General features: G+C 43.8%; 13 protein-coding genes and 1 tRNA gene. 4 read left to right on the top strand and 10 right to left on the bottom strand.

Going from position 1 to position 14,159, the window contains the following annotated elements; all coding sequences use genetic code 11:
- Positions 1-7 precede the first annotated feature (7 nt).
- The 6 genes from pth to HUW51_RS14870 form a co-directional block, all read right to left on the bottom strand.
- On the bottom strand, positions 8-571 hold the full coding sequence (gene pth / locus HUW51_RS14845) for an aminoacyl-tRNA hydrolase (RefSeq protein ID WP_185270421.1): 564 nt from the start codon (positions 569-571) through the stop codon (positions 8-10).
- A gap of 211 nt (positions 572-782) precedes the next feature.
- Positions 783-1,352: a 50S ribosomal protein L25/general stress protein Ctc gene (locus HUW51_RS14850; RefSeq protein WP_185270422.1), complete on the bottom strand. Its 570-nt coding sequence runs from the start codon at positions 1,350-1,352 to the stop codon at positions 783-785.
- Between the two features lie 174 nt (positions 1,353-1,526).
- A complete protein-coding gene (locus HUW51_RS14855; RefSeq protein WP_185270423.1) occupies positions 1,527-2,453 on the bottom strand; it encodes a ribose-phosphate pyrophosphokinase in 927 nt (308 codons plus the stop codon).
- Between the two features lie 173 nt (positions 2,454-2,626).
- Positions 2,627-2,699 (bottom strand) — tRNA-Gln (locus tag HUW51_RS14860).
- 84 nt (positions 2,700-2,783) lie between these two features.
- Positions 2,784-5,009, bottom strand: a complete 2,226-nt coding sequence (gene purL / locus HUW51_RS14865) for a phosphoribosylformylglycinamidine synthase subunit PurL (RefSeq protein WP_185270424.1) — start codon at positions 5,007-5,009, stop codon at positions 2,784-2,786.
- Positions 5,010-5,156: 147 nt separating this feature from the next.
- On the bottom strand, positions 5,157-5,738 hold the full coding sequence (locus HUW51_RS14870; RefSeq protein WP_185270425.1) for a porin family protein: 582 nt from the start codon (positions 5,736-5,738) through the stop codon (positions 5,157-5,159).
- 409 nt (positions 5,739-6,147) lie between these two features.
- On the opposite strand from HUW51_RS14870, the gene atpD reads away from it, so the two are divergent.
- From atpD to HUW51_RS14885, 3 genes are all read left to right on the top strand, one after another.
- Positions 6,148-7,653 carry a F0F1 ATP synthase subunit beta gene (atpD, locus tag HUW51_RS14875; protein WP_185270426.1) on the top strand — a complete coding sequence of 502 codons (1,506 nt, stop codon included), beginning with the start codon at positions 6,148-6,150 and terminating at the stop codon, positions 7,651-7,653.
- A gap of 89 nt (positions 7,654-7,742) precedes the next feature.
- Entirely contained in the window at positions 7,743-7,988 is a 246-nt protein-coding gene (gene atpC / locus HUW51_RS14880; RefSeq protein WP_185270427.1) for an ATP synthase F1 subunit epsilon, read from the top strand.
- Positions 7,989-8,158: 170 nt separating this feature from the next.
- Positions 8,159-8,773, top strand: coding sequence for an START domain-containing protein (locus HUW51_RS14885; protein ID WP_185270428.1), 615 nt, complete (start codon positions 8,159-8,161; stop codon positions 8,771-8,773).
- A gap of 209 nt (positions 8,774-8,982) precedes the next feature.
- On the opposite strand, the gene HUW51_RS14890 is transcribed toward HUW51_RS14885, so the two are convergent.
- The 4 genes from HUW51_RS14890 to HUW51_RS14905 all read right to left on the bottom strand — a co-directional run bounded on the left by HUW51_RS14890 (position 8,983) and on the right by HUW51_RS14905 (position 13,100).
- Positions 8,983-10,635, bottom strand: coding sequence for a carboxylesterase/lipase family protein (locus tag HUW51_RS14890; RefSeq protein WP_228466655.1), 1,653 nt, complete (start codon positions 10,633-10,635; stop codon positions 8,983-8,985).
- A 216-nt stretch (positions 10,636-10,851) separates the two neighbouring features.
- A complete protein-coding gene (locus tag HUW51_RS14895; RefSeq protein ID WP_185270429.1) occupies positions 10,852-11,238 on the bottom strand; it encodes a DUF5655 domain-containing protein in 387 nt (128 codons plus the stop codon).
- 108 nt (positions 11,239-11,346) lie between these two features.
- Positions 11,347-12,045, bottom strand: a complete 699-nt coding sequence (locus HUW51_RS14900; RefSeq protein ID WP_185270430.1) for a hypothetical protein — start codon at positions 12,043-12,045, stop codon at positions 11,347-11,349.
- Positions 12,042-13,100: an AI-2E family transporter gene (locus HUW51_RS14905; RefSeq protein WP_185270431.1), complete on the bottom strand. Its 1,059-nt coding sequence runs from the start codon at positions 13,098-13,100 to the stop codon at positions 12,042-12,044. Before HUW51_RS14905 ends, HUW51_RS14900 begins: the two co-directional genes overlap by 4 nt.
- Positions 13,101-13,374: 274 nt before the next feature.
- Here HUW51_RS14905 and msrB point away from each other — a divergent pair, with 274 nt between their 5' ends.
- Positions 13,375-13,833: a peptide-methionine (R)-S-oxide reductase MsrB gene (gene msrB, locus HUW51_RS14910; RefSeq protein ID WP_185270432.1), complete on the top strand. Its 459-nt coding sequence runs from the start codon at positions 13,375-13,377 to the stop codon at positions 13,831-13,833.
- Positions 13,834-14,159 lie beyond the last annotated feature (326 nt).

The following is a 14,159-nucleotide window of genomic DNA, read 5'->3' on the forward strand; positions in this document are numbered from 1 at the left end:
GCGTAATTTATTTGGTGTTGAAGAAATTCATGGTACGTTCCAGGCCAATAGTACCGAACGAAATGCTCATTTCGGCGGCTTTTTCAATTAAACCAGGCAGTTCCACTTGCTCATCCGGCGTAAAAGGGCTGAGTACGTAATCTACCTGGCGGCCTTTGGCAAATTGGGCATCTACGCCAAAACGCAACCGGGGATAATCCTGCGAACCCAGGGTTTCTTCGATGTGCTTGAGGCCATTGTGCCCACCCGCCGAGCCTTTGGCCCGCATGCGCAATTTGCCATACGGTAAAGCTAAATCGTCGGTGATTACCAGCATTTGGCTGGCCGGAATTTTTAAACTATTTAACCAATGACTTACCGCTTTCCCGCTTAAGTTCATGTAGGTAGTTGGTTTTACTAAAGTAAAAGACCGGCCTTTGGTTTTTATTTCGGTTACAAAGCTATGCCGGCCGGTGTCAAAAGTGGCTCCATGTTTTTTAGCCAGGTAATCCAGAACCATAAAACCAATGTTATGCCGGGTGTTGGCGTATTCCGGGCCAATGTTTCCTAAACCAACTAATAAATATTTCATCTCGCGTGGTACGTCTGTAGCTGCTGCTGCCTTTTGGGAGTCAGCGGCCAAGTAATTTTTAAATTTTTGAAAAATCTTTAACAACGAGTATTTTTAAAAAAGTAGCAAGCCTGTATCGTAATTTGTTCGGGAAAAGCTTACGGGCTTTATTAAAAGCAAAAATCCCACCGGTAGAAAACAGATGGGATTTTGTACAAAAAAATAAAATAAATTATTTCTCGTTTTGCTGTTGCTTAAGCGCCCGCGGAATAGTTACGGTAGCTACCGGCGAAGCAGGGTTAGATAAAATAGTATAGTTAGCTGCCTGAATTTTATTAACTTTTACCGAACGACCTAATTCTAAGTCGGAGATATCTACATCAATGTAATCAGGCAGGTTAGCTGGTAAAGCTTTAATTTTAAGTTTTCTTAATTTAGAAACCAGTTTACCCCCGGCTAATACTCCTGGCGATACACCTACAAAACGAACCGGAACTTCAATTTTAACTTCTTTGTCTTCGCTTAATTCCAGGAAGTCAACATGCAGCAACATATCGTTTACCGGGTGAAACTGAATGTCCTGCATTACAGCCCGGTAGTGTGTACCTTCAATATTTAAATCCACGATATGTACTTCGGGAGAGTACACTAAATCACGAAATAAAATGGCTGGTGAATAAAAAGCTACTTGCTCCGAGCCACCGTATAATACACACGGTACATTAGCTTCGGCGCGCAGATCCTTTGAATCTTTTTTACCGAGATTTGCTCTTTTAAACCCTATAATCTCTAAAGTTTTCATTAATAAAATTTTTAATAATTGTTTTTAGCCGAAAAATCATGGTCGGCTTTCCATGTTTATTTTTAGCCCGCAGTCTACTGTTGATAGACCCCAGATTTAAATTACTTATTGTTAAAGGTTAAAAATTTAAAAAATTAACTTTCTAACCTTTCAACTTTCTAACCTTCCAACCAACTACAAAAACAGCGAGCTGATAGATTCGTGGGTTACCACGTTGCTAATGGCCCGGGCAAATAAATCGGCAAAAGATAAAACTTTAATTTTAGAAGATTCCTGCCGCAACGGTATGGTGTTGGAAACAACTAATTCTTCGAGTACCGAATTTTCAATACGCTCGTAAGCCGGGCCCGATAAAACCGCGTGGGTCGCAATGGCTCGCACGCTATTGGCACCTTTTTCTTTTAACAAGTTTGCGGCCAAAGTAATGGTTCCGGCCGTATCTACCATATCATCCACCAGAATTACGTCCATGCCTTCTACGTTACCGATAACTTGCATGCTGGCTACTTCGTTGGCTCGGGCGCGGTGTTTATCGCACACTACTAATTCCGCGCCGAAACGCTTCGCAAAAGTACGGGCACGTACTAAACCGCCCACGTCCGGCGAAGCAAAAATTAAATTATCTAAATTTAAATTTTTGATGTAGGGCACAAAAATAGCGGAACCATCCAGATGATCTACCGGAATATCGAAGAAGCCTTGAATCTGACCGGCGTGTAAATCGCAGGTCATTAACCGGTCGGCGCCGGCTGCTTGAATGGCATCGGCTACTACTTTAGCGCCTATGGCTACCCGGGGCTTATCTTTCCGGTCTTGGCGGGCGTACCCGTAATAAGGAACTACTACGGCTACCTGCGTGGCCGATGCCCGCTTAGCGGCATCTACCATCAGCATTAATTCCATTAAATTATCAGAAGGAGGGAAGGTAGACTGAATCAGGAAAACGTGACAACCGCGTACTGATTCGTTGAAGCTCGCAGAAATTTCGCCATCGCTAAACTTTTGTAAGCTGATATCCCCCAGCGTAGTGCCGTAGGCGGCGGCAATTTTCTCGGCCAGTTGGACCGATTGCGAACCCGAAAAGATTTTGACCTGCGCCATTTTAAAAAACTATGAGTTGAATGTAAAGTCTGTTAAAGAGGGGCAAAAGTACAGGATAAACCGCAATCGTGCACGCACTATTTTTTATTTAATTCCAACCCGGCTATTAACAAAATTAACAATGCGCTTCGTTCGGAAAATCCAAAGTGGCACATTGTTAATTTCTTTTTTTGTTGTCCGACCAGGTTTCGAACCTGGACTCTTCTGAACCAAAATCAGACGTGTTGCCAGTTACACCATCGGACAATTTCCCGCTCTATTACTGATTGGGAGCACAAATATACGGGGAAGAATTAAGATTCAAAATTTCTGCAACAAAAAAATTAAGCCTTATTGCATGATTTTTTCTAAGGCCGTGTCGTACAGGTTTTTAATTTCTGCAATGTCATGAAAAGTTTCGCCATCAATGCGGCAAAGCTGCGCATGAACAGTACCCAGGTGTTCAAAAGCGGTATTTTGCTCCGCCAGTAAAGTTTCAAATGCCTCTTTTTGCTCCGGACTAACCGACACCAACACGCGGCTTTGACTCTCGCCAAACAAATATGCATCCTTCCGGAATTCACCGTTGGTGTGCACCTCAAAACCCAGCTCGTTTGGCATTGCCGATTCCACTAAGGCAATATACAACCCACCATCCGATAAGTCGTGCACCGACTGACCTAAATTTTGTTGGATAAGCGCTTTTACGGTGGTTTGTACTTTTAATTCTTCGTCCAGGTCAAAAGCCGGGGCAGGCGATAATTTTACGTTCTGGTACGAATACAAATACTCCGAAGAATTAATATCGTTTTTGGATTCGCCAACCAAGTAAATTAAATCGCCCGCTTTTTGGAACGCCAGGGTAGTAGCGTTTTCTTTTTGTTCTACTAAACCCAACATACCAATGGTAGGCGTCGGGAATACCGGGCCTTCGTCGGAAGACTGGTTGTAAAAGCTTACGTTACCACCCGTAACCGGAGTGCCAAATTTTTCGCAGGCTTTTTTCATACCTTTAATGGCGCCCACAAACTGCCAGTAAACTTCGGGCACGTAGGGATTACCAAAATTTAAGCAGTTGGTAATGGCTAAGGGTTCGCCGCCGGAGCACACAATATTCCGGGCCGCTTCGGCCACAGCAATGGCGCAGCCTTCTTCGGGGTTGGCGTTTACGTAACGGCTGTTGCAATCTACGGTAATAGCAATCGCCTTATCCGAGCCTTTTACTTTTACAATGGCCGCATCGCTGGGCGCATTGGTGGTCATGGTGGCAGTGCCTACCATGGAGTCGTACTGCTGCGATACCCAGCGGCGCGAACAGATATTGGGGTGTTGTACCAGGTGTTCCGCAATTTGTTTAAGCTCCTCCAGCGAGGTTGGCTCGGTTACCTGGTTAATGTTAAATTTAAAAGTTTCCTGAAAGTAAGCGGGCTCGCGGTACTCGCGGTGATACACCGGAGCGCCACCACCCAGTACTAAATCTTCCGCCGGTACATCGGCTACTAATTCGCCGTTTTGGTAATAGCGTAAACGTTTGGTATCCGTAACTAAAGCTATTTGCTCGCAGTACAAATCCCATTTATCGCAAATCTGGTAAATTAAATCTTCGGAGCCTTTTTCCATTACTACCAGCATGCGTTCCTGGCTCTCGGAAAGTAAAATTTCAAAAGGCTGCATGTTGGCCTGGCGGGTAGGCACTTTATCGAGCCATACATCCATGCCGCTTTCGCCTTTGGCGCTCATTTCGGAAGTAGAGCAGGTAATACCGGCGGCGCCCATATCCTGCATGCCCACTACTTTACCGGTAGCCAAAACTTCTAGTGTAGCTTCCAGTAATAATTTTTCCTGAAAAGGGTCGCCTACCTGTACCGAAGGTAATTTTTCGGCGGAAGCTTCGCTGATGTCTTCGGAAGCAAATGTAGCCCCATGAATACCATCTTTACCGGTAGCAGACCCAATAATAAATACCGGGTTACCTACGCCGTGCGCGGTAGCCGATGCCGTTTTGCCAACTTCCACGATGCCTGCCGAAAACGCATTTACCAATGGGTTTACATTATAGCAATCATCAAAAAACAACTCGCCGCCTACCGTTGGTATACCAAAAGCATTGCCGTAATCGCCGATGCCTTTTACTACGCCGCGCAGCAACCGTTTGGTTTTATCACTGGCCAGGTTACCAAAACGCAACGAATTAAGCTGCGCAATAGGCCGGGCTCCCATGGTAAAAATATCGCGGTTAATGCCACCTACGCCGGTAGCCGCCCCTTGGTACGGTTCAATGGCCGATGGGTGATTATGCGATTCAATTTTAAAAGAACAGGCCAGACCGTTACCAATATCTACCAGTCCCGCGTTTTCTTCGCCGGCTTCGGCCAGCATGCGGGGCGAGGTTTTAGGCAAAGTTTTAAGCCAAACAATAGAGTTTTTATAAGAACAGTGCTCCGACCACATTACCGAAAAAATACTTAACTCGGTAAAGTTGGGCGTCCGTCCTAAAATAGATTTAATTTTTTCAAATTCTTCTTCCAGCAAGCCAAGCTTTTTGGCTGTCTCGAAAGTTGGGAGCGATTGTTCCACGGGTTGCGGTTTTGATTTGCCGCAAAATTAGAAATTTCTATTTTACGGACTTCAAAAAATGTGATATTTTAAAAATCCTTGCTTTGTTACTACTAAAAAAAGCAGGATTAAGTATTTATAAAGAAACGATAAGCAACAGGCAGGTAATTACCGGCTTAACAAGTAGCCCAAAGAAAGTTGGAAAACTACGTTGCGGGCTTCGGTAGGCTTGTTTAATACGCGGGCATAGGGCTCCGATAAATCGGTTAGGTAACGCAAGCTTACAAACGTGCCGGTGCCTACGTGCGCCCCAACTCCGGCGGCTACGCCAAATGCGGTGCTTTTGGTCCAGTTCTTTGTATCGGTTTCGGTGCCGCCACTTTTAAGTTTAGATGCCGTTAAAAAAGAAAGTTGCGGCCCGCCTTCAAAAAACAAGGTGCCGGTGTCTACCTTTAATAATAAGGGTACATCAATGTAGTTTACTTTGCCTTCGGAACTCACGCTGGCATTTTTGTATTCAAAACCTTTTTGCGAATAAACCACTTCGGGCTGAATAGAAAGTAAATCGGAAAAGCCCCAGTTAAAAACCAGACCACCGTGAAACTTTAATTTATAAGAAAAATCGTTATTGGTACCGGTGTTCCGGAGCGAAGCTAAATTGCCCCCGATTTTAAAACCGGTTCTAATGTTTTGCGCCTGAACGCTGGCTACTGATAAAAACGTGACAACCAGAATAAGATACTTTTTCATAAAAAATTTTAAAAAAGAGAAATTTTGATACCGGGCAAAATTAAAAAAATAACTATCCAAACGGTTTAATTTATTCTGAATTCCGGAAAATGCCGGTTAGATCTTTTTATATTAAAGCAATTTATAAAATAGATGCTACAGCAAAAGATTCAGGCTAAATTACCTGACTAATTAAAACAGCGTAGTGGCTAAACAAAATGCAGTAACTTAACCTGCCGGAAAGCTTAAAATTTTAAAAAAGTGTAAGCCAACCAGATACTTTAGGGGCTATGCCGGCAGCGCAGTTAGAAAAAACTGAATTTTACCGCAAAACTTTTAGAATATAGTAATTTGAATTAAGAGAAATAAGCGTTAGTTTTGCGGCTTGAAAACAGATTCATCTGATTCTATCTATCTTAATATAAACTAAATGGCAAATATTGGCAGAATTACCCAGGTTATTGGTCCGGTAGTGGACGTTAGCTTTTCGGGTGAAAACTCTAAATTACCAAATATCCTGGACGCGCTGGAGGTAACGAAAGCCAACGGCCAGAAAATTGTGCTCGAAGTGCAACAGCACTTGGGCGAAGACCGGATCCGGACCATTGCTATGGACTCTACCGAAGGTTTAACCCGCGGAGCCGAAGTAATTGACATGGGTTCTCCTATTAAAATGCCGACCGGCGACGGAATTAAAGGCCGCTTATTTAACGTGGTAGGCGAAGCAATCGACGGTATTGCCCAGCCAGACAACGATGGGGGTTTATCTATTCACCGGAGCGCTCCCCGCTTTGAAGAATTAGCTACTTCTTCGGAAGTATTATATACCGGTATTAAAGTTATTGACTTGATCGCGCCTTACGTAAAAGGGGGTAAGATTGGTTTATTTGGTGGTGCCGGGGTAGGTAAAACCGTATTAATTATGGAGCTGGTAAACAACATTGCCAAAGCTTATAACGGTTTATCGGTGTTTGCCGGAGTAGGTGAGCGTACCCGCGAAGGAAACGACTTATTACGCGAGTTCTTAGAATCAGACGTAATTTCTTACGGTAAAGAATTTAAGCACTCCATGGAAGAAGGTGGCTGGGATTTATCGAAAGTAGATCAGGAAGCCTTAAAAGATTCGAAAGCAACCTTAATTTTCGGTCAGATGAACGAACCGCCAGGAGCCCGCGCCCGCGTAGCTTTATCGGGTTTAACGGTTGCCGAAAGTTTCCGCGATGGCGATGGTTCCGGAGCAGGCCGCGATATTCTTTTCTTTATTGATAACATTTTCCGGTTTACCCAAGCGGGTGCCGAAGTATCGGCGCTTTTAGGCCGGATGCCTTCGGCGGTAGGTTACCAGCCTACTTTAGCAACCGAAATGGGGGCCATGCAGGAACGGATTACCTCTACCAAACGGGGATCTATTACTTCTGTACAGGCGGTTTATGTACCTGCCGACGACTTAACTGACCCGGCTCCGGCAACTACTTTTGCCCACTTGGATGCTACTACCACGCTTTCCCGTAAAATCGCTTCTTTGGGTATTTATCCGGCCGTAGACCCGCTGGATTCTGTTTCCCGGATTTTGTCGGCTGAAATTATTGGCGACGAACACTATAACACTGCTCAACGCGTAAAAGAAATTTTACAGCGCTATAATGAGTTGCAAGATATTATTGCCATCTTGGGTATCGATGAATTATCAGAAGAAGATAAACTGGTAGTACACCGGGCTCGCCGCGTACAGCGTTTCTTGTCGCAGCCATTCTTCGTAGCTGAGCAGTTTACCGGTTTAAAAGGAGTATTGGTTGATATTAAAGATACCATCCGAGGCTTTAATATGATCATGGACGGCGAGCTGGATCATTTACCAGAAGTGGCTTTCAACCTGGTTGGTACCATTGAGGATGCCATTGCTAAAGGTGAAAAATTAATAGCAGAAGCAAAATAATTATTTAGTTAAAAGTTATGAGTGAAGGGTTCAGAGTGCAATATCTTTAAAACTCATAACTCATAACTTTAAACTCATAACTCACAAACATGTATCTAGAAATTATTACCCCTGACCAGAAGGTATTTGAAGGTGAAGTGGCTGGTGCCAAATTCCCGGGTACTCTGGGCTCTTTTGAGGTACTTAATAATCATGCGCCCATTATCAGCACCTTGGAAAATGGCGAGATTCGAATAACAACCGCAGCCGGTCCCCAGTTTTTTCAGGTTGATGGTGGTGTAGTAGAGGTATTGAACAACCGCATTATTGTACTGGCCGAATCTATTTCTGCTTAAGCTATTATAAGTATAAGTTTTTGTAAAAGCGCCTCCTTCTGATCAGAGGGAGGCGCTTTTATTTTAATTTTTTTGTAAAGCTTATGAGGAGAAAGGCCGTGCTTGTATTTTATAGTTATCTTGTACAAGCTTATAATTAATAATTTTTAAAATTTAAGTAAGATTACGGCATGCGGCTTCTGGTTTTTATATGGGTTTGTCTATTTAAATTAAGTTTTTGTTTAGGCCAGGATGCGTGGGAACTGCGCCGAAATGAAAACGGAATAGCAGTATATAGCCGGAAAGTGGCGGATGCGTCGTTTAAAGAAATTAAGGTAGAATGTGCGTTGCCCGGTACCCCAGCACAGCTTATCCGGATAATAAAAGATGTGCCTCATCACTCGGACTGGGTGTATGGTGTTAAAAAGGCTAGTATTTTAAAAAAGAAATCGGACTATAACTTTATTTACCACACCGAATCGGATATGCCCTGGCCAGTTACCGACCGGGATTTAGTGGCCGAAAATACCATTCATCCAATGGATAAAAACGGCCGGGTTACGATAGAGATCCATAGTTTAAAAGATTATTTGCCGGAAACTAAAGGCTTTGTGCGGGTACCTTACTCCGCCGCCAGTTGGGATATTTTACCTTTGCCGGAGAATAAAATTAAAGTAACCTACATTTTTCGGGTTAACCCCGGGGGAGCAATTCCGGCCTGGTTGGTAAATGCCACTATTGCGGCGGGGCCATATAATAGCTTTATGAAACTGCGCGAGATACTAGAAAGTGGCAAGTACAAATAAAAAAGGTAGCTCCCGAATTATCAGGAGCTACCTTTTTTATTTGAAGCTGTTTCGTATTTATAAAAGTCAGAGGCAACCTTCGCCTTTGGGGGTGTCTGCACCACCAAAACGGGATAGCTCTACAAAATACTACTTCTAAATGCTTCTAGCTGGTACCTTTAATTATTACATTTTAAAATGCTAAACAGATTCTTTATTAAAATTCGAATTTATTTAGCCGGTACTTTTTCCAGAATCAGGTAGCGTTCCCGGGTTTTGTCGGTTTCGAGGCGGGTATTTACATCAATATACATTACCGGGGCAGGTTTGCCCGAGGTGAGCGCTGGCCATTTGGGTAAACCGTTGCCGTTGGGGTTGCCGGTTTTTATAAAGTCAGCAAAATAGCTTTGTAAGGTTTCTGATACTTTATAATCTTCGGGTTGCCAGGCGTACACTTTGTTTGTGGCTAAATTACCCATAGCGTATTCAATTTCGGCGGAGTGGGAGGCACCCCGGGCAGGGGCTGCTTTTTTAGCGGCAGCATCCGGGTTTTTAATAACTCCTCCGGCGAGTCCGGCTACGGCATTACCCATTTCGGGAGTCATTTCGGGACGCGGACGTAGGTAAAAATAACGATATACTGGTTTGTTGCCGGTTTGCGCGTGCACGTCAATCCACTTCCAGGTGCCGTACCCAATAAACCGGTCGCTGGCTAAGGCCGTTGCAGCTTGAATAACTTCTTCTTCGGTGGTGGCCGGGTAAACTTTTAAAATTTCGTTGGCCTGGTCGCCGTACAGTTTTTGTACACCTTTCGCGTAATTCTCCGGAGTAGGTGCTTCCTGACCCAAGATGCCCCGGTAACCTGATTCTTCGGAGTTCCAGCCGGCTAGTAAAGGAACTTTAGCTTGTTCACCGGCCATAAAAATTTGAGTTGGAGATTTCGGGAAGAAATAACCATCTACTACCACCGGAAAGCGCGGCACGCCGGGTTTGCCGGTGGCTTCTAAAAGTTGCTGTGCCGGCATGGCGCGTAAAGCGGCCAAAGAGGTAGCGCCAACGCTACTGCCGAAGGTTTCGCCGGTTTTTTCGGCTTCGGCTAAGGTAGTAGGTGGCCGCAAGGATAGTAAAGAACCGCTTTCTCCAATAGCGCCGGCAATTAAGTTTTTAGATAAAGGGGAGGCCATTTGGGCGCTTACCGAATATGAACCCGCCGATTCGCCGGCAATGGTAATTTTATTGGGGTCGCCGCCAAAGGCCGCAATGTTTTTCTTAACCCACTGCAAAGCCGCACTTTGGTCCAGGAGGCCGTAGTTGCCCGATGCTTTGTTCGGCGATTCTTTGGTTAATTCCGGGTGAGCCATAAAGCCAAACACGCCGAGGCGGTAATTAACCGTAATGGCTACAATACCCCGCTGGGCCATGCTTTCACCGTCGTAACGCGGTTCGGAGCCGTCACCGGCTACAAAGCCACCGCCGTAGAAATACACCAGCACCGGCAGGCGCTCTTTACCCGTTTTAGCCGGAGTCCAAACGTTTAAGTACAAACAATCTTCGCTTACGCCGTTCGAGCGGAAATTCATATCGCCGAAAATGGGCAATTGCATGGCCCGTGGGCCAAATTGCTTGGACGGCCGCACGCCCGACCAGTTTTTCACGGGTTGTGGTTCGCGCCAACGGAATTCACCAACCGGCGGTGCCGCAAACGGGATGCCTTTAAAAGCCAAAATCCCGCTTTTTTCGGTGGTGCCTTCGAGTACACCATTAGCCGTTTTAACCTGGTTTAAAGCCGCCTTCCCCGTTGTTTTGGTTTGCGCCAAACCCGTCGACAGCAGGGTTACAGTTAAGAGGCCAGCGCACCATAATTTGTTTAGATAATGCATCATGATAGAAGTATGAATTTGAAGGAGTAAGAAAATCAGGAACGTTATTCCAGGATAATTATAAATATATTTATCAAGGTAATTGTAAAAAAGTTAAGATTATTTCTGAAGGAAAAATAAATGAAAATAAACGCTGGCTCAAGTAAGTATACAGGCTGCTCCAAAGTAAAATTACCCAATAATGCCCACCCCGATATAAAGGCAAAGTAAGGCTAAATTTTAAATTCCCAACTGGTAAGCCAGCAACATATAGTGTTTTACTTCCTCGTTTAAATCTTCGGTAGCGTACAAGCGCAAATGATGATTAAACTGTTTTTGGTTGCCGGGTACCTGGGCAATTTTCTGGAAACACAAGTTATCGGGGTAGGGCTTTTCGAAAGGAAAATACACGTGAATAAAATTGCGGCCTAGTTGCGTAATATAGGCAATGCGTTTTCGGGGCGTGGCAATACCAATCATGGTTTTAGCCGGGCGTACCTGTATGTCGGCTAAAAATAAATACTCTTGAATAAAATGATAATACAGCTCTTTGGTGTGCGCCGATTTATTAGCTAAAAATTCTTCAACGGTTTTGTAGCTGGCGTTACGCGGCAAGTTTTGGTTCATGTGTAAAAGGAAAAGCAACAAGTTGAGCCACCTAAAATACAAGAAACCAAAGTAGTTTGCCGGGAAATTTTAAAAATTTTTATTTCTACAACTTCCGGAATTTGCTCATTAAGCAGATGATTCATCGAAAGCGAGGGGTGTTGTTCCTAGTAATTGATTTATTAAAGGTTGCTGGGTTGCTTCGTAAATTAATTCGCCTTTCAACAAAAACTGATGCGTATCCTGCATTACTTCGTAAATGGGCGTGGGTACGTGTTTCGGAATTTTAAAAATGCGCTCGTCTCGTTTATCAAAGGGCGTGGCTACTTTAGAATTAAATAAATACGGAATTAAAATTTTAGAGCAGCTCAGGGCAATGCGGTGTACTTCGTGTTGGGCAAAGTATTCCTGCAGGCGTTCGTTAATGTTTTCGAAGAATTCGTTGGTTTCGGCGAGCCGCACCCGAGAGCCAGCCCGGGACTTTCCTTTGGTTTTTAAATATTTTACCTGGCTGGTGCCTTGCTTTTGCCGGACCATATAAGCCCGAAATACTTTGTGGTTTAAATTTATGCCGTTCTCGAAATACCCCATGGCGCAATTACCCGATTGAATGAGCAACATAATGTAATGCACCGGCTTTTCCGGTACGTGCAAATTCTGGCTCAGGGGCGGTATTGTTACAGGCAACCGCAAATAAACCAGCTCGTTTTGCTGCGAATCCAGAAGGGCGAGCCGATGTTTTTCGTAGTCGTAACGGGAAGCAAAAGAACCTTCCCGAATCTGTTGAATAACTTCCAAGGTGGTTTGTCGCGATAAAAACCGGTTCATGTTATTTTCTCCTCTTCCGTGCCTAATAAATACCCGTAGGGGTGCAATGCAGGTATTTCGTCGCAAATTACTTTAAGAATGGCAAAAAAAGGCACGAACAAAATCATGCCGGGTACGCCCCAGATTAAATTACCCAGCAAAATAGCCAGAATAGTAGCCAACGGATTTAGTTTTACCCGCGACCCGGTAATGTAGGGCGTTAATAAATTAGCCTCCAGCAGTTGGGTAATCATAAAATATAATAGAACCAGCACGGGAGTTAAAACAGATTCCTGGGTGAGAAAAGCAAAACCAATCGGGAATGCAATGCCTAAGAAAGAACCAAAATAAGGCACCAGGCGCAGCAAAGCCGTAACTAAAGCAAATAAAAGAGCGTGGTCCAGCCCAATAGTCCAAAAGCCTAACGCATATACTACCGCCAGAATAGAAATAACGGTAAGGGTGCCTTTCAGGTAATCGTGCACTACGTGGGTAATCCGGTAAAGTACTTCCCGCGACTCATCCCGGTTATGAAACCAGTTGATTTTAATAAAAAAATCATGAATTCTGTGGCGGTACACCAGCAAAAAGAAAGTATAAGTTAAAACAATAAATATTGCCAGAAACAGGTACAGGCTATCTACCAGAAAATTTTTAATTGTTTTGTAAATGGCTTTTAAAATACTGGGTTTTTCCTGTTTAATAATAACTTCCTGTTCGTATTTAGAAATATCGGTGGTACGGGAAAGCAGCCACTGCAAATGCTCAGTCTTTTCTTTTACTTTTTCTTCTATTGCGGGTAAATCTTTTTGCAAGTCCGCTAAGGTGTAGTAAATAATGATGCTTACCAAGGTAATGCTGGCCAATAATAATAAAATAGCCAGGGTAGCCGCCAAGGGCTTTTTTAAACCATGGTGCTGTAGTTTTTGCGCCACCGGGTACAACAACATGGCAAAGAAAGTGGCAATAGCCAAAGGAATAAGAAACGTTTTTGCCAGGTAAAGCAGCAACCCTACCAGAAACACCGACAATAAAATTTTATTTATCCGGTTTAAATTAATGTGTTTTGCATTCATCTGTAAAAAATGCTAAACGAAAATTCTGGTAGCAGGTTGGGTTGGTACCGGTAGCAGAATACTCCTAATGCATGGCGTTGGACTAAATCCAACAGGACCAAGCAATAAGCAGTTTAAAAGTTGATGCCATCTAAAACAGAAGAATTTTAAAAATTTTATTGATGCGCGTTTTTAAATTAAATCCACCTGCGTGCAGAGCTGCTTTAACCATAACGGGTACGGACCTGTACAGTAACCCGTATTTTGTATTTTTTAAAATTTTTAAATTTTGACCATGCTCCGCTGGATAGACGTGCTGAAATATGCCAAATACAGTAATCCGGAACCGCCGCAACGCGTAGAAAAAACCGAGGAGGAATGGCGGCAACAACTAACTCCGGCGCAATTCCGAGTTTTAAGAGAGCAAGCCACCGAGCCACCTTACCGCAATGCGTATTGCCGCACCTATGCCCCCGGCGTATACGCTTGTGCGGGTTGCCACAGCATTTTATTTAACTCTACCGATAAATACCACGCCATTTCGGGATGGCCCAGTTTTAAGCAACCGGTAAGCAAAAGCGCTTTGCGTTATTTGTTCGACGATAGTTACAATATGCACCGCATAGAAGTGCGTTGTAATGTGTGCGGTGGTCATTTAGGGCATGTTTTTCCGGATGGCCCGGAACCCACCGGACTCCGGTACTGCATTAATTCTGAAAGTTTAATCCGGCAAGAACTACCCGCAGGTTTATGAGATTTGTCCTGATTCTGTGCCAAATCAGTAACCTTCTAGTTTATAACCCTTTTGTAAATAAAGGCTAAATAATATTTACTAATTTGAGGTACAAATTCCTTTTTTGTTTAGGACAGGCGGAACTCGGTAATATCTCCATAAAAGCTACGGGGGGTGCCGCTTGTTTTAAATTACAGAAGAGTGCCTGGCTGCCATAAAATTAAGCGAAATAGATAAACTTTTTTTTAGTAGCGCAGTACCCTAAAGAGGTAAGTAACCCATTTATCCAAATAGTAAGCAGCAAAGCAAGTAGCAGCAAAATAGAATTAGAAAATAAAAATATTTAA

Origin of the sequence: Adhaeribacter swui (assembly GCF_014217805.1) — a bacterium.
Lineage (GTDB): Bacteria > Bacteroidota > Bacteroidia > Cytophagales > Hymenobacteraceae > Adhaeribacter > Adhaeribacter swui.